Raw genomic sequence first — 18,161 nt, 5'->3', positions numbered from 1 at the left:
TTGCCCCAGCTATTAGCGTATTTGTACGTGTGTTCTGTATTACAGAGGAGTTACCCTTATACATATTATAAATAAGAAATGTATAATTAAAATTGAAGATGAAAGAGATTACCTTACAAGAAATGCTGTCAACTATTATTGGAGAGCTTCGGAAAAATGGAAGATGGGGAACAGCCCATATTTACCAATCCACATTGAATGTGTTTTCCGTATTCAACAACTATCAGAATTTGCATCTGCGCAAACTGAATTCAGTGGTTTTAAAACGTTTTGAAATGTACCTGCGTCAACGGGATTGTAGTTGGAATACCGTTTCCACCTATATGAAAGTCATTCGCTCGGCTTACAATCGAGCTGTAGATTTACGATGTGTCCGTTATACTCCTAGATTATTTGAACATGTGTATACAGGAACTAAAGCAGACAAGAAAAGAGCTTTGGAAGCTTCGGATATAGGAACTTTAGTTCGCGGGACAGAAATGGATTTGTCCAAAAGGATTCCTTCCTCAAGCCTTCAAAAGGCCAAAATGCTATTTGTTTTTATGTTTATGATGCGTGGTCTCCCATTTGTCGATTTAGCTTTCTTGCACAAGAAAGACCTGCAAGGGAATGTATTATCCTATCGTAGAAGAAAAACTGGTCACACCTTGCGGGTACTTCTGTCCCCTGAAGCCTTGCAGTTGGTACGCATGGTGTCCAATAAGGACGAAAACTCACCTTATTTATTTCCAATATTACATAGCAAGGAGGGTACCGAAGCGGCTTATAAAGAGTATCAATCAGCTCTGAGACGTTTTAACTATCAGTTATCAACTTTAAAAACACATTTAAACATGAGTTCACATCTTAGCTCGTATTCGGCAAGACACACATGGGCTACAATGGCATATTATTGCGAGATTCACCCTGGAATTATTTCTGAAGCGATGGGACACTCATCGATAAATGTTACTGAAACCTATCTCAAACCCTTCAACGACAAGAAGATTGATGAGGCAAATGAGAAGGTAATTTCTTTTGTGAAAAGCAATGGAATTTCGGCATAGTTTTTTTGCTTTTTATTGATAGAATAGTCTAAATATGTACTTATTTATTCCTCCCGCAAGAGACTTCTCTTGAAGGGAAGGATCGCCTTGTTTGTTTCTCAGCCACCTTTTCTTATATCAAAGTACTACAAAATAAGACTTTATATTTTCCCCTGTCTTGCAAACCTTTTGAGTCTCTTTCACCTCAATCTTATTTCTTAGTCCTATTATAAGAATTCCACCTATAAGCCCCTCCTTATCTTTATTCATTTAAAATATTATAAACAATTATAGATGTATCGAAACTGTATTAAACATCTTTTTATATAATTGATTAAATATAGATTCCCGTTACCTGCGAAGTAACGGAAAATTTTAACAAAAAAATAAGAGAAAGTAATACCAAATATGCGAGATTATTCACTTTTTATTTTTTTAAATTTATAAATTTAAAGTTTTCAATTATGAACAAAAAGTTTCTAAGTGTGATCCTGTTCAGTGCCTTAATGGCTGGTACTGCAGGAACGTTCACGTCTTGTAAGGACTATGATGATGACATCAAGGACTTGCAGGGACAACTGGACAAGAAAGCTTCACTTGATGAATTGAACTCTAAAGTAAGTGCTTTGGAGACTTCTATCGCTGAAGCCAAAACTGAAGCTTCTAATGCTAAAACAGCAGCACAAGAAGCACTGGACAAAGCTAAAGAAGCATTGGACAAAGCAGGACAAGGTGGATCTTCTTCTGAAGAAATTGCAGCCTTAAAAGCCGCTCTGGAGAAAGCGCAGGCAGACTTGCAGAAGCAAATTGACAAAATGGCCTCATTGGAGACTGTGGACAAGAAAATTGCAGATTTAAAGAAAGAGCTTGAAGGAGGCTTCGTTACAGACGAAAAATTACAAGCTTTGGCTGCAAAGGTTGATGCCCTGACCGCTGAGGTGGTTAAATTGATTGGACACCGTCTGACTAGTCTAGCTCTGATCCCGACTCAGCATATCAACGGTATTGCTGCTATGACTTTTACCACTTTGCAGTATACTCCTCAGAAGTATGAGGCAATGCCTACACATACGTCTGATCCTTCGGGCCACACTAACCGTCCTGTGTTAGACCACAAAGATGCCGGTACAGCCCGTTACATCGCTACTGAGAAGAATAAGGCTTATTTCCATGTAAGCCCGAGTGTAGGTGTTCGTACTCAAGATATCCTGACTCCGTCATTTGACTGCATCAAGTCTGAAAATATAATGACAAAGAATGCTGACGGTACAACAATTACAAACAATAGCCCGATCGAAGTTACAGGTCACAATATTGACAAGGAAGGTGTACTGGAAGTTACATTCAAAAAACATTCTGATTTCTTAGGTCAACAGCTCTCTACCACTAAGGAAGGCAATAAGGAGAAATTCTATATGGCTTCTTTGAAAGCTCCTATTTCTGCAGAAAACTATACAGAAGACGAAGCTAAGGATGTTGAAGCTGGTACTATTGATGGCGTTTATGTAAACTCTGAATATGCTCGTATTGAAGAGCTTATCAAATTGCCGTATTTGGCTAACAGCAGAACTGATTTTGGAGAAACCATAACAGGTGAATTCGCAGACGAAATACAGAATGATGGAAACGGTGATTTCTATGTTCACTATCATGACTCAGTATGTCTGTATGAATCAAATGCAAATGCTTTAGTTGACTATTACCAAGCTTATGACCAACCTCTTGATTTAAAGAAATTGGTAAAAGTTTGTGTTAGTGACAAAGCCAATGATCATGCCGCACATGAGGATTTGGTAGACTACAAGGACTATGGTCTGACATTCCGTTTCCGTCTGGCAGAAGCCGCTTATATTCCTGAAAACGACAATGACAACAAGACTGACCAACAAAAATTTGCAGAAATCGATTCTCCGATGAATGGTAAAATGTCTGCTAAAGTATATGACATCTCTGGATCTGCAACAGCCGTAGGTCGTGAGCCTATTGTTTGCGTAGAATTGATCGACTCTGTAAATGGCAATGCATTGGTTGCTCAACGTTACTTGAAGGTTAAATGGACAATGGAAGGAAAAGAACTGGCAGTTCCGTTCAACCCGGTATTGTTCTCTTGTAAAGTTAAGAACCTTGTCGATACAGAAATGATGAATACCATGATTTACGACAAGGCTAAAGAAGGTGGTATGACAAAGAACGAATTCCATGCTATCTATACTGAATTCATTGTAGGTGAGGGAGCTGGTACAGCTGAAGATTTGAAAGATCCGGAAGAAGGCGTTGAGTCTCACAATATTTTGTGGACATTAAACGAAGAAGATCTTGGTGTGTTCTGGCCTGGTCAGCAAGAGAAGACGTTCACGAAGACTGTTATCTACAAAGATCCTAAGGGTATCAATGCTGATATTACCGTTGTGATGACAAGAACTGTCTATATGCCTGCTTTAAATGTATGGGGCCACATGGGTACATACTGGAAAGGTGAAAAGGAATATAAGATATTCAACATCAACCCGATCGTTTATGGAACCAAAGAATCTAATCCGGCATGGAATGTTGTTGACGGTACTAACCCGACATGTAACATCTATACTGACTTGTTGAACGGTTTCTTGGATGACAGAGGTGTGAAACCTACTGAAGGTGCTGCTGGCGCTATCTATTATACAGATAAGAATGTAGCTAATACGAAGTTCTATTATCCTGCTTTTGGTCCGATGCAACCTGACCACACTATGCCTGAAAATGCTAACGGCATTTACTATGCAGAAGAAGGCGTAAGATTCGTATTCGATAAGGCAAGAATCGCCAACTATACTTATATTTGGAACGATGGTACTGAAGTGAAGGCTGAGTTGAGAAACAATGATACAGAATTGTGGATTAAGGGAGAATTAGCAGCAACAATCGTAAATCACAAGGCTAACCTTTTGAACGCAGACGAGCTGACGTACAACATCAAGTTGCAAGAAGCTGTTCCTGATCATGCTGTTACAGATTTCACTAATCAACCGACAGAAGCTGCTAAGGCATTGGTTGGTAAGATGGTTCCCATCAACTTGGTTGCTGATCTCTGCAATAATGCAAAGAATGTAGGCATTGTTAAGCAATACGAAGCAAATATTATTGAGCCGTTGCAAGTTAAGAAGGGCGAAATCGACAACTTCGTTGACGCCAAGAACGAAGGTAGCTCAATTGATGTAACTGGTGCATTCACTTACTACTCTTGGAATGACAACAAGCAGATTGTGGAAAACACAACTGGTCTGCCAAAAGCATTGTATGACTTCTATCAAGTAAGAGAAGCTGTTTGGCCGTTGAAGGCTGGTTCTGACAATATTCTGGATGTTACTAAGATCAAGACTAACTTGAAACTGACTGACGGTAACTTGGAACCAGAAGAAGGTTATACAAATGGTAAGTTGCCTGCAAACATTGAAATCAGATATGAAGAAAAAGATATCGATGGTGACGGTGACAAAGAAAAAGTCTTGACTTATTACAACTATAGCGGTACTCCGGTTAACAAAGCTTATAAGCTGTTTATCCCGGTTGAATACGGTTATAAGTGGAAAACTCTCATCAATGTTTATGAGATTACTGTAGCTCCTAACTCTGGAACTCCTGGTACACGATAAGTAAAGATCGTTAGATACTGATATATTAAAGGGTATTCCTTAATGGGATACCCTTTATTGATTAAATAAAAACAGATGAAGATGAAAAGATTTATTTATTCTTCAATGCTCTTGATGGGTATCTGTGTGTTAGTAGCCTGTACCGGAAAAAGCAGTAGCCATCCCTTTGGCGGCACTTTTTTTACGGAAGAAGGAGTACGCTTTGAACTTAAAGCGGATTCAACCACACTTATCCAGTTTAACGACTCGCTGACTTATGAAGGTACTTGGCAAGTCTGTAAAAGTGCAGATAATTTGGAATATGCTACAATTGAGTTTGCCGGATATCCTGCTTACTATTTCCTGAAAGACGGGAAGCTCTATCGTAGTGAACGGGAAATGCGCAATGACGTATTGGGCAGAAGAATCAATTACCCAAAATGATATAAGCTAGATATTCCATACTAGAAACGGCTATTTCCATTTTCCTTCTTAGGAAAACGGAAATAGCCATCTTTGTATATATCGACAAGAAAGAAAGGAGCATCCAGTTCATACTCTTCGTTGCGTATCACATATCTTGTTGCCCAAGCAGCTTTAAACTGCCAAAGGCAGTACTTGGAGAATCAATGCCGACACCTTGTAGAAAAGGAAGACTGGAACCCTCATCTCTACAGCTAAGCCTATCAATACCTTCTTGTCTGTTTCATCCATTGGCGGCTGAAATGAAACTTCTATGCCATCTGTCATGGATTGGTTGAAATGGTGGGAATAAAATGAAAGTGAGTGATGAGATACTCCAGGCGTTCCATAGGATATTGCTGAAGCATAATCCACAATAATCGTGCGGCAAAGTCGGCAGTGCCTGTTACCAACTGCAGGTTCAACTGAAAAACGGGACGTGACAATCCTTTCGTTACTTTGGTCTTGCCGAAACGTCGTGGACTAATAAATATCAGGCGATTTTCACTTGCAAGTATCTCTCTTACTCTTCCCTATTCCGCTACTCTATCCGTAAAGTATTCACCGTCTACAATGGTACTGAATTTAAATGGATTATTCATATTGCGATTTTTTTTCAATGCGACTTTTTTCGCAAATATAAGAAATATATTTGGGGGCATTCTGAAAGACTGGCTAAAATGAAAAATACATTATAAGCTTCTGTTTTTCTTCATTTTATTGTATATACTTGTAAGATAAACTCTTTATAAATAAATTGGAAATGAGCAGAAATGAAATTACCTTACAAGAAATGTTCTCCTCAGTCATCGGGGAACTCCGGGAAGGCGGCAGATGGGGGACAGCACACATCTACCAATCAGCGATGAATGCATTCTCGGCATTCACCAAATGGCAACCAATGCCCATGCGCAAGCTGAGCCCAACCGTACTGAAGAGGTTCGAAAACTACCTCAGGCAGAGGAACTGCAGTTGGAACACCGTGTCCACCTACATCAAGACGGTACGCTCGGTGTATCATCGGGCGGTGGACAGAAAGTACATACGGTATGTACCCAGACTGTTCGAGCATGTGTATACCGGCACACGGGCAGACAAGAAGAAGGCGCTCAAGGCATCCGACATCAGCAGCCTGGTAAGGGAGACGGAAAGGAGCCTGCAAGGAGGGACGCTCCCAAACGCACAGCAGAGAACAAGGATTTTCTTCGTACTCATGTTCATGCTCAGGGGCATACCCTTTGTGGACCTGGCGTACCTGCACAAAAGGGACCTGCAGGGGAATGTACTGTCTTACAGAAGGCGGAAGACGGGACGGGCACTGACCGTGTCACTCACACCCGAAGCCATGCAGATGGTCAGGATGGTGGCGGACAGGAACCCCGACTCCCCCTATCTGTTTCCCATCCTGCAGAGCGAGGAAGGTACGGAAGCCGCATACCGGGAATACCAGTCGGCACTCAGGGCATTCAACCAGCGTTTGGCAGTACTCAGACAGTGTCTGGGAATGCAGTCGGCACTCAGCACCTATGCGGCCAGACATACCTGGGCCACAATGGCTTACCATTGCGAGATACACCCCGGAATCATATCGGAAGCCATGGGGCACTCCTCCATCACGGTGACGGAAACCTATCTGAAGCCTTTCAGCAACAGAAAGATTGACGAGGCAAATCAGAGGGTAATTTCTTTTGTAAGAAGTGGAGCGTGTATGGTGTAAAAGACGTTACTGCTTTTGATAGGATAGAATAGATTTGTCGCACATTTTCCGGAATCTTCAAACAGAGTTTTGAGGAACGGAATGGTGTTGTCTTTACGGAGCTCACATCGGTTCTATCAATATGCTGTTATTCAATCTTTTGAGCTAAAAATACACACTTCCATTTTTTGAAGGCCTCATTTCATTACTTTCCCATTGTCACTTTTCTGGACTTCCAATCCTCTTTCCAATATCCCAACGAACAGATTTTTACTATTCTGGACAAGCCCCACCTATTTTCTCCTTATTCCCTGATTATTAACGAAATTAACAAGATTTCATTACCTGCGAAGTAACGGAATACTTGACAACAAAACAAGTATGCGAAAGGGATTTAAAATGAGAGATTATTCACTTTTTATTTTTTTTAAATTTATAAATTTAAAGTTTTCAATTATGAACAAAAAGTTTCTAAGTGTGATCCTGTTCAGCGCCTTAATGGTGGGCACTGCAGGAACGTTCACGTCTTGTAAGGACTATGATGACGACATCAAGGACTTGCAAGGACAACTGGACAAAAAAGCTTCACTTGATGACCTAAATGCAAAAGTTGCTACTTTGCAGACAGCCGTAGATGAAGCCAAAACTGCCGCAAACGAAGCCAAAGCCAAAGCTCAGGAAGCTCTGGATAAGGCTGGTTCAAGCGAAGGTGGAGTATCTGAAGCTGATTTAGAGAAATTACAAGATGCTTTGGAAAAAGAAATGGAAAAACTGGCATCTTTAGAGGTTGTTGACACTAAGATCAAAGAACTGAAGGAGAGTCTGGCAAGTGAGTTTATTTCTGAAGCTGATTTGAAGAAATTGGCTACAGATGTCGAAACTCTGAGTGTTAAAGTTATGGCTTTGATTGGTCACCGATTGACCAGCCTTACGCTGATTCCAACTACGCACATCAACGGCATTCCTTCAATTGAACTGCTGACACTGACGTATACACCGCAGGTTTTTGCTGCCAAGAACTATGCTGACCACGAAGCAGACCCGTCTAAGCACACTGATCGCCCGGTTTTGGACCACACTGCTGTAAAGGGCGCCAAGGCACTCAGCATTTCTACCGAAAAGAATGAGGTAAGCTACAAGATTAGCCCGAGCATCGGTGTGATGAAAGAAGATGTTAAGCTTCCTATGTTTGAATGCTTTACCTCTCAGAACGTAACAAAGGCTGCTCCTGAACTTTCTCAGAACAAGCCTCTCGAAGTTGTAGACTACGATGTAAAAGACGGTGTAATGACTGTTCTTTATAAGAAGAATGCAGATTACGTAGGCAAGAGCATCGGCACAACCGGTAGCGCTCACGGTGAAGGTAAACTTGAAAAGTTCTGGATGGCTTCTCTGAAGACTCCTATTGCTGACAAAAACCTGACAGATGCTGAGAAAGAAGCTGGTAAAGACGTATTTGTAAATTCCGAATACAGCCGTATCGAAGAATCTACTGTATATCCTTATTTGGCTAACAAGAAGATTGACTTCACGAAGGACTTCACGACTGATTTTGCAGACGAAATGCAGGATGGTAAATACGTTCATTATCATGACTCTCTCTGCTTGTATAAATCAGGCAACGAACAATTGGTTGATGTTAAGCAGTCATATGACAGTCCACTTGACTTGAGAACGTTGGTTACTGTATGCTATACTTATACTGACAAACAACACGCTTCTCACAAGGAATTGACGAACTACGCCGACTATGGCCTGGAATTCCGTTTCTCTTTAGCAAAAGCTAAGTATCTGCAAGGTGACCGTAAGACTGACGAACAGGCATTCGGCCGCATCTTGTCTGACGGCTACACGCTGAAGTCTGAAGTTTACGACGTAGAGTTGGGAGATACAGAATATTCCAAGACTTCCATCGGTCGCGAACCTATCATTCGTGCTGAATTGTGGGACAAGAATAATGGCAACATGATTGCTGTACGTTATATCAAGATTCGTTGGACCGGTGAAAAGGATCAAACGATTGCTGCCATTACATTCCCGAACGATACTGTAACTTGCAAGGATATGTTCCAGCAGTTGTTCTCTAAGGAAATGAACGAGAAGATCTATCATATGGTTAAGTTCGACGGTGGTCAGAGTATGAGTAAGACTCAGTTCCACAGCATCTATACAGATATGGAGATTCTTGAACTGAGAAAAGACGGCAAGAAGGTAGATTTGTCTAAATTAGCTGTTTCTAAGGTGGCTACTGACTGGCAAGAAGGTTCTGACAAAGTTGGCAAAGACGGTAAGGAAGCGATTAAAAACAATAAAGACCTTGTATTTGCTTTATTGCACGATGCTGAAGACAATACGTCTTACAACTTAGTTTGGGCTATGAACCCGAAGACTGTTGGTACATTGGCTTACAATGAGTCTACCAAGACTTATGCTTCTACATTCGAAATCGACGTTAAGTACATTGACGAAGCTGGTTTGAATGGTGATATCAAGCAGACATTCAAGCAGACAATCGTTGTTCCTGCACAGAAGTTTGCATACCAAGGTACATTCTGGAAGAATGGTAAGGGCGAAGGTGTCTTCAATGTGAATCCGATTGTTTACACTACTGCAAATGACGGTGGAACACAGAAAGACCCGCATGTATATCCGGGTATTACTGACGGTTGTACGCTGAAAGACTATAGCCACATCGAAGCTGACTTGGTTAATGGCTTTGTATACGAACCGACCAAAGAAAAGCCAGCCAACTTGGCTCAATTCATCCAGTATATTCGTGAGTGTGCAGGGGTTAAGTTTATCTTTGACGAAACACGCATGAAAGACTTGACTACTTATCCGCATTTGAAAGACTTTGTCACAAGCGATGACAAAACTCAATTGTGGTATAAGACTGAAGGTACAGCAGAAGACAAAGACAAGAGTGACAACAACAACATCGGTAGAACGGATGCAGATATTATGGATTACAAACAATCTAATGATTTGGCTGCCACTATCAATAACCTGATGGGTGCTGATGCTACAGAAAACAAGAAGAACTTGCCTTGGAATTATGATGAAACATTAGATAATAACGTAAATGAATGCTCCAGTATCATCCGTCTCCACGAAAAAGATAACTGGAACGGTACTGATGCCGCCCTCAAGTTGATTGGCAAGGAAGTTCCTGTACAGTTAGTTGTTGCATACAATGGCTTCAATGTTATTCCAGTTCAAGAATTTGAGGTACACTTCATCAACCCGTTGACTATTGACGGTTCTATCAGCGACAACTTCGTTGATGCTGAAATTGACGGTAGCTTCTTGAGCGTTGCCAAGAACTTCACATTCACTGACTGGAATAATAAGCCGGTAGCTGCTGCTGTAGCTGACAAGGCCACTGGTGATGAAGTTTATGCACATGCTTTGTATGACTACTATGCTGTGCGTGAAGTTAAGTTCTTGACTGATAAGACCACTACCAGCTTGGCTTGGAATGCTGCAACCAGCACTTATGAGCATAAGGAGGGTACTACTGACGGTAAGTTGCCGACCAATGCTTCATTGAAGATGATGAACTGGGATGAGACAAAAGCTAAGTCTACTGCTACAGAAGCTAAAGCTGACCCGACTCACTTGGCATACTTCAACAACCATGGTACTCCGGTTAACGTTGACTACAACATGTTCCTGACTGTAAATGTCAACTACAAGTGGGGTGTATTGAGCAAGGATAACCTGAAAGTCATCGTTAAGAAGGCTGCCGGTACACCGAGTGCCAAATAATTAAGAAGAGATTCTTGATATAATTTAATAAAAGGGACGTCCTCTTGCAGGGCGTCCTTTTTTTCAATCTTTCATTTATAAATATCAGATATGAAGAAAATACTATTCATTTTGACTGTGTCAGTTTCACTCATCTGCTTTTCTTCATGTAAGAAGTCAGCAGCTACACATCCTTTTCCAGGCAAATTCGTTACTGAAACCGGTATCCAATTCGACCTTCGAGCCGACTCCACCACCCTGATTCAATATGATGATTCCAGTTCGTACGAGGGTACATGGAAAGTCTATAATCAAGGAGATACACTAAAGTATGCCACTATTGAGTTTGCCGGTTACTTTAACTATTATTATCTGCGTAATGGTAAACTCTATCGCAATGAACATAATATGATACGTCAAGCTCTTGGTGAAGAAATTGAATATCAAGATTAAAACAGAAAATGGCTATTACTATTCCTCTATTCTTTGGATGAGGAAAAGAATAGCCATTTCATATGATAGTCAACCACACATTTCCAATAATAATCGTTTTATGATTATCATCTTATGATTATCGTGATATTTTCCTTATATTTGCGTGTAAACTCAATAATCATATGAAAAATCCATTTGTTACGAACGGCTATGTATCACCGGAATATTTCTGTGACAGAGAGAAAGAAACGGCTAAAATTGTCTCACTTTTGACGAATGAGAACAACATTGCATTGATTTCCCCACGCAGATTAGGCAAAACAGACTTGCTGCGGCATTGTTTTGGACAGCCGGAAATCAAGGAGCATTACCACACTTTCATCATCGATATTTATGCCACAAGCTCTGTACGCGATTTTGTGAATGTTTTCGGCAAGGCTGTACTGGATGAACTACGTCCAAAAGGAAAATCCGTATGGGGTACCTTCTTGAATGTACTGGCCTCCCTTCGTTCCGAAATAACATTCGACATGAATGGACAGCCTACCTGGGGAATCGGTCTGGGAGCTATAACTAATCCCTCTGCAACATTGGATGAGATATTCTCCTATCTGAATAATGCCGGGAAGCCTTGCCTAATCGCCATTGATGAATTCCAGCAAATAACCAAATATGCAGACGATCCCAACATAGAAGCGGCACTACGGACACATATACAACGCTGTTCCAATGCCCACTTTGTCTTCTCCGGGTCCCATAGGCATCTGATGGGGGCAATGTTTACTTCTCCGGCACGTCCATTCTATCAATCAGTCACATTGATAAACCTGCCTCCCATTTCTGTTGATAAATACGCAGAGTTCTGTCTTAAGCACTTTGAACGGGTAAGCAAACACTTGGACACATTAGTGGTAACAGAGCTATATGAGCGCTTCAATGGTATAACTTCGTATATGCAGAAGGTTATGAACATTTTATTTTCCATGACTGGAACTGGAGAAATATGTATCCCCTCAATGATAGATACTGCCATTAACGACCTTCTGGACTTTTCTGCCGACACCTATGATGCCTTATTATATCAGATGCCCGAAAAGCAACGTATTGTATTTATGGCAATTGCGGCAGAAGGGAAAGCCAAGGCCATCTCAAGCGGTGATTTTGTGCGTAAATACAAGTTGCAATCTGCCAGTTCTGTCTCTTCAGCTGTAAAAGGACTACTGGAAAAAGACTTTATTACCTATGATAAAGGCATTTACCAGGTATATGATCAGTTCTTCCAACTTTGGTTGCAAAGGAATAAGCTTTAATGGTTTCTTTCTTGAATCTTATATTCATTCTATAAACAATTTAGAAATGAGTAGAAATGCAGCAGGCTTTGCAAAATATAATTATAAGACTAAAGTAAATACCTTCAATATGGTTCCAACGGATAAAATGTTGTAGCAAATCATTGTTGTTTGAAGGATAATAACTATCTTTGTTCTAAAGACTCGAAATATGGATAGTAAAGTAACCTTATTGGATTGAGATGTCAGATTATGATTTGGAAACAGCGAATGCAATGCTGCTTACAGGCCGTTATCTCTATGTCGGTTCATGTGCCATCAAACAATAGAGAAAATTCTCAAAGCATATTGGACTAATTGCTTAATGGAAGTTCCTCTAAAGATACATTCACTATCCAGACTTGCGGAGAGAACGGGATTGGACAAGCAATTGTCGGAGGAGCAGTTAGACTTTATAGACAAACTTGAACCTCTTAATATAGAAGCCCGTTACCCCTCTTATAAAGAAAGATTAATGAAGAGCTTAACCAAAGAATACTGTGCTGAACTTTTGAGCCAAACTAAAGAGTTGCAATTATGGATAAAGAACAAGCTATAAACCTTGCCAAACGCTATAAGGAAATGGTAGCGGAGAAGTTACCATTAAAGGCCCTTTATCTTTATGGTTCGTACAGTAAAGGAAATTATAGAGCAGACAGCGATATAGATATTGCTGTGATAGTAGAACGCCTGGATGACGATTATTTTAAAGATACTCCTCTATTGTGGAAACTTAGACGCAAGATAAGTAACCTTATAGAGCCAGTCCTACTTACAGAAGATATGGACAATCCTCTTTATTGTGATATTAGAAAAACTGGAATTCTAATACAATGAAGTCTTGTTTATCACATGCCATCTATTTCTATAATTTATATTCTTTTTTACTTCCAACGCATATTCTTCTTCTAAATCTTCGTACCATACCAAGTACTGCGAAATACATACCTGAGCGTTTTTCTCTTACTTATTCCCTTCTTCATCCAATCCCTATCATGACTTAAACATTTTTCTCTTGCAGCAATAATCACTTGATATTGCAAAAAATGAAGAATATGAAATCATTGTATTTGCAGCTATAATTGTATATACTTGTAAGGTAAACCTTTTATAAATAAATTGGAAATGAATAGAAATGAAATTACCTTACAAGAGATGTTCTCCTCAGTCATCGGGGAACTCCGGGAAGGCGGCAGGTGGGGGACGGCACACATCTACCAGTCAGCGGTGAATGCATTCTCGGCATTCACCAAATGGCAACCGATGCCCATGCGCAAGCTGAGCCCGACCGTACTGAAGAGATTCGAAAACTTCCTCAGGCAGAGGAACTGCAGTTGGAACACCGTATCCACCTACATCAAGACGGTACGCTCGGTGTATCATCGGGCGGTGGACAGAAAGTACATACGGTATGTACCCAGACTGTTCGAGCATGTGTATACCGGCACACGGGCGGACAGGAAGAAGGCGCTCGAAGCATCAGACATCAGCAGCCTGGTAAGGGAGACGGAAAGGAGCCTGCAAGGAGGGACGCTCCCAAACACACAGCAGAGAACAAGGATTTTCTTCGTACTCATGTTCATGCTCAGGGGCATACCCTTCGTGGACCTGGCGTACCTGCACAAAAGGGACTTGCAGGGGAATGTGCTGTCTTACAGAAGGCGGAAGACGGGACGGGCGCTGACCGTGTCACTCACACCCGAAGCCATGCAGATGGTCAGGATGGTGGCGAACAGGAATCCCGATTCCCCCTATCTGTTTCCCATTCTGCAGAGCGAGGAAGGTACGGAAGCGGCATACCGGGAATACCAGTCGGCACTCAGGGGATTCAACCAGCGGCTGGCAGTACTCAGGCAGTGCCTGGGAATGCAGTCGGCACTCAGTACCTATGCAGCCAGACACACCTGGGCCACAATGGCTTACCATTGCGAGATACACCCCGGAATCATATCGGAAGCCATGGGGCACTCCTCCATCACGGTGACGGAAACCTATCTGAAGCCTTTCAGCAACAGAAAGATTGACGAGGCGAATCAAAGGGTAATTTCTTTTGTAAGAAGCGGAGCGTGTACAGTATAAAAGACGTTACTTCTTTTGATAGGATAGAATAGATTTGTCGCATATTTTCCGGAATCTTCAAACAGAGTTTTGAGGAACGGAATGGTACTGTCTTTACGGAGCTCCAATCGGTGCTATCAATGGACTGTCATTCAACCTTTTGAACTGAAAAATACATACTTTTATTCTTTGAGAGCCTCATTTCATCCCTTTCCCACTGTCATCTTTCTGGACTTCCAATCCTCTTTCCAATATCCCAACGGACTGTTTTTTACTATTCCAAACAAAACCGGTCTATTTTCTCCTTATTCCCTGATTATTAACGGGATTAACAAGATTTCATTACCTGCGAAGTAACGGAATACTTAGTAACAAAACAAGTATGCGAAAGGGGTTCAAAATGAGAGATTATTCACTTTTTATTTTTTTAAATTTATAAATTTAAAGTTTTCAATTATGAACAAAAAGTTTCTAAGTGTGATCCTGTTCAGCGCCTTAATGGTGGGCACTGCAGGAACGTTCACGTCTTGTAAGGACTATGATGACGACATCGAAAGCTTGGACAACCGCGTATCAGCAGTAGAAAAGCTGGTAAGTGACCTTCAAGCTAAGATTGACGCTGGATCGGTCATTACCGGCGTTGACAAAACAGAAGATGGCATTGTCATCAAATTAAGCAATGGCGAATCTTATCCTATCAAGAACGGAACAAACGGCACAAACGCTCCCGTTTGGAGTATTGTAAAAGACGCTAACGGTGACTATTGGTGGGCTAAAGACAATGTACAAACAGAGTTCCCTGCACGCGGTGAAAAAGGTGAACCGGGCAACGGTAGCGCTGGTCAAGACGCTAAAACCATCTATTACTACCCAGGTACTGAAGAAACTGGCAAGTTGCATGGCCAAGCAGAAGCTGGCTACTGGGTGAAAGTAACAGAAGAGAAGGGTAAAGATCCTTTATATGAAGTACAAACTACGAAATGGTTACCGGAAGGGACTCTTTCAGCAGTTTGGAATACAAAAGATGAAACTCTGACCCTTGGTAACATGAAGGATGAGAACGGCAAATTGGTTGAAAAGACTATTTCTCTGACTACTAAGTTGAAAGCATTGGTATTCATTCCTGATTTGTATGAAGACGGAGTAGAAGCTACTAAATACAAATATGCCAACGGTGATTTCATCGAAGCTGAAAAGAACGCAATAGAAAGTAAAGATGACCACAATGTAGCTTATGTAATCAAGAAAGGTACAAGTGCTACCAATTGGATTACTTTGAAAGATGCCACTAAGAAAACTTATTGGATGCCTTCAACCAGCGCAATGTACTATCACTTGAACCCGCTAAATGCCAAGCTGAAAGATATTGAGTGGAAATTCTTGGCAGCTACTCCGGAATATGTAGCTACAAAAGCTACTCCTGCTGTGGTAACCCCTATCTTCCAAAACGCAGGTAAGACCATTGACGGCGAAAAAATGTATGCTACATACAAACTCTCTGTAGAGGATTTGAAGAAGGGCAATTTGAGCACTCCCGGTGAAAACAACTATATTTCTATCGCAGCTCTGGAAGCAACATTGGTTAATGGCGAAAAAGAAGGTGAAGAAAAGTCTACAGTTACTTCTGACTATGCAGCCATCATGCCGATGATTCAAGGTTTTAAAGCCATTGCGTATACCGATGACAGCAAAATCGTAACAAAAAACACTTGTAAACCTGAACTGTATAAGACAGCTAAGGAAGCTATCGAAAACGTATATACTGTTCCTGCACAATACAATGGTGGTTCTATTGAATTGGCAGATTTACTGTGTATCCATCATGTAGAAAACTTTGGAGAGAAAATTACTGCAACCACTCACAAAAGCATGAGTCTTGCTGAAGCTGCCCAGCTATATAATCTGACTCTCAAGTTTGAAGCTGTTCACTATATCAGCGGTGACAATGATACAGAGGAAAATGCTTACTCTCAATTGGAAGAAGACGGTACTTTCACTCCTTGCTATGTAAACGACAAAGAAGAAAGTGTGGTTATTCCTGAAGGAAGCACAGAAAAGATTGGCAGAAGTGCTATCGGTCGTCGTCCGGCAGTATTGGTTAAACTGGTTGATGCAACAAATAATGTAGTATTAGCAGGTTACATCAAGTTGGAAATCACTGAAAAAGCCGCTACTCCTGATGCAATTGTTATTGACAAGAGCACTCCGCAGTTGCCGTACTTGTGTGGTGAACAAACTGTATCCATCACTTGGAAAGACATGTCCGGTAAGATTCTTGAAGAACTGGGTATGACCAAGGAAGAATTCACAAAGGGTTATACATTTGTAAAAGACGAAACTTATGTAGCAGACGGTAAGGGTGGCTTCATTCAAGTAACAGCTGCTAATAAATTTGCAGCAGACAATACTTACGGTGTAGTTACTGAAACTCCTGACGGTAACACTAGTACAAATGCTATCCTGAACTGGACTAGCAATAAGACTCAAAGAGACCAACTCATCAAGGATTACAAAGATCGCGCCTTGACACTTTATGGCAAGTACAAACCTGTAGCAGGTGGAACAACTTACGCTATTTACGTAGGTATCAAGATTTCCATAGCAGAATTGCCGACTACTGCAAGTTATGGTAACAAACGTGATGCGTTCTGGTATCCTGCTGAAACAGCTTTGGCTGACAGAGATACTGTACGTACCAATGTTCCTGCTCCGGATGCAGCAAACAATGTAGCAAATTATGTGAAGAATCTTGATGACTACTTCTATCACTACGTAACAGAAGCTGGAAAAGAAGTTGAAAAATCAGGCATCGAATTCATTGTATCAGAAGCTTCCAAGCCGGTTTATGGTGAAATCTGGAACAACAAAGACAAAGGTATGGAAATCAAGTACAGCTACTTGTTCTCTGCTAAGAACGATGGTCTGACTATAGGTGGAAAGAAGTTGTTTGTAAGTACAGTTGAAGCTGACAAGAGCAAGAGCAGCACTAAGTTATACTGGGGTGAAAAGAGAGCAACCGCTTCTCTCATCGCAACTCTTGATAAGACAGCCAAGACAATTACTTATGCAAACAACGATGAAGCAAAAGTATTCTTGAACCTTTTCGGTCATAACGAAAACAAGCCTAACCAACAGTTTGCCATCATCGAGGTATCCGCTGTTTATGGTGACTGCGAAATTGAACTGGCTCCCGCTTACAACTTCAACGCTCGCTTCTTGCGTCCGCTGGATATTGAAAGCAACGACAAAGCCAAGTTCTTGGATGCAGAGGCTAACGGTTCTTCCGTATTACTTGGTAACTTGTTCAAGGCCAACGACTGGCGCGACAAACCGGTTATCGTATACAATGATAAAGACAAAGTATATGAAGCTGCTAAAGAAAACAACGTTAACTTGTACGAATACTACGGTATCAGCGCAATAACTTTGGATATTGACAATGCAACTTGTGACGTTAATGTTATCGGTGAACAGAAGCCTATCAACAAGGACGTTATCAAGCTGACAATCCTTGATAAAGTAGGTGGTACTGCAATTTCTAACCCGATTGACATCAAAACTACCAACATCAGCAAGTTGAACTCTGTAGTATTGAACTACAAGAACAATATGGGTAACACTAAAGACTTCACCATCATGGTTCCTGTAAAGGTCACATACACATGGGGTACAGTAAGTGCTAAAGTTGCCATTGCTGTTGATGGTACTATTGCCAACAGATAATTTTGTAAAGAACTCATCGCATCCTAAAATGCGGTAATATAATAAAGGTGCGTCATAATAAGGTGACGCACCTTTT

General features: G+C 41.1%; 12 protein-coding genes. 11 read left to right on the top strand and 1 reads right to left on the bottom strand.

All coding sequences use genetic code 11. The features are described from left to right. Positions 1-98: 98 nt before the first annotated feature. The 3 genes from DW896_RS12820 to DW896_RS12810 all read left to right on the top strand — a co-directional run bounded on the left by DW896_RS12820 (position 99) and on the right by DW896_RS12810 (position 5,080). The gene (locus DW896_RS12820; protein WP_119993333.1) at positions 99-1,046 is read left to right on the top strand and encodes a site-specific integrase; all 948 of its coding nucleotides are present in this window, start codon (positions 99-101) and stop codon (positions 1,044-1,046) included. Between the two features lie 443 nt (positions 1,047-1,489). Further along, positions 1,490-4,657, top strand: coding sequence for a hypothetical protein (locus DW896_RS12815; RefSeq protein WP_005825757.1), 3,168 nt, complete (start codon positions 1,490-1,492; stop codon positions 4,655-4,657). Between the two features lie 81 nt (positions 4,658-4,738). Beyond that, entirely contained in the window at positions 4,739-5,080 is a 342-nt protein-coding gene (locus tag DW896_RS12810; protein WP_008661937.1) for a hypothetical protein, read from the top strand. 153 nt (positions 5,081-5,233) lie between these two features. Here DW896_RS12810 and DW896_RS21490 read toward each other — a convergent pair whose 3' ends face one another. Beyond that, complete coding sequence (locus DW896_RS21490) at positions 5,234-5,386, bottom strand: hypothetical protein (protein ID WP_005825762.1); 153 nt, start codon at positions 5,384-5,386, stop codon at positions 5,234-5,236. A gap of 475 nt (positions 5,387-5,861) precedes the next feature. Here DW896_RS21490 and DW896_RS12805 point away from each other — a divergent pair, with 475 nt between their 5' ends. The 8 genes from DW896_RS12805 to DW896_RS12760 all read left to right on the top strand — a co-directional run bounded on the left by DW896_RS12805 (position 5,862) and on the right by DW896_RS12760 (position 18,085). After that, positions 5,862-6,815: a site-specific integrase gene (locus DW896_RS12805; RefSeq protein WP_117967188.1), complete on the top strand. Its 954-nt coding sequence runs from the start codon at positions 5,862-5,864 to the stop codon at positions 6,813-6,815. Between the two features lie 435 nt (positions 6,816-7,250). Beyond that, positions 7,251-10,562 (top strand): hypothetical protein, encoded by a 3,312-nt coding sequence (locus tag DW896_RS12795; protein WP_119993331.1) that lies wholly within the window; start codon positions 7,251-7,253, stop codon positions 10,560-10,562. 90 nt (positions 10,563-10,652) lie between these two features. Then, positions 10,653-10,994, top strand: coding sequence for a hypothetical protein (locus tag DW896_RS12790; protein ID WP_005825747.1), 342 nt, complete (start codon positions 10,653-10,655; stop codon positions 10,992-10,994). A gap of 164 nt (positions 10,995-11,158) precedes the next feature. After that, positions 11,159-12,286, top strand: coding sequence for an ATP-binding protein (locus DW896_RS12785; RefSeq protein WP_008661922.1), 1,128 nt, complete (start codon positions 11,159-11,161; stop codon positions 12,284-12,286). 289 nt (positions 12,287-12,575) lie between these two features. Continuing rightward, entirely contained in the window at positions 12,576-12,863 is a 288-nt protein-coding gene (locus DW896_RS12780; protein ID WP_009037333.1) for a HEPN domain-containing protein, read from the top strand. After that, positions 12,842-13,141: a nucleotidyltransferase domain-containing protein gene (locus DW896_RS12775; RefSeq protein WP_008661919.1), complete on the top strand. Its 300-nt coding sequence runs from the start codon at positions 12,842-12,844 to the stop codon at positions 13,139-13,141. Before DW896_RS12780 ends, DW896_RS12775 begins: the two co-directional genes overlap by 22 nt. Before the next feature lie 288 nt (positions 13,142-13,429). Continuing rightward, entirely contained in the window at positions 13,430-14,383 is a 954-nt protein-coding gene (locus DW896_RS12770) for a site-specific integrase (RefSeq protein WP_005825755.1), read from the top strand. Positions 14,384-14,818: 435 nt separating this feature from the next. Beyond that, on the top strand, positions 14,819-18,085 hold the full coding sequence (locus DW896_RS12760; RefSeq protein WP_227212783.1) for a PL29 family lyase N-terminal domain-containing protein: 3,267 nt from the start codon (positions 14,819-14,821) through the stop codon (positions 18,083-18,085). Positions 18,086-18,161: the final 76 nt, after the last annotated feature.

Origin of the sequence: Bacteroides sp. AM41-16 (assembly GCF_003603495.1) — a bacterium.
Taxonomy (GTDB): Bacteria; Bacteroidota; Bacteroidia; order Bacteroidales; family Bacteroidaceae; genus Bacteroides; species Bacteroides uniformis.
Note: the sequence above shows the minus strand (reverse complement) of the source record. Positions and strands in the feature narration are given on the sequence as shown.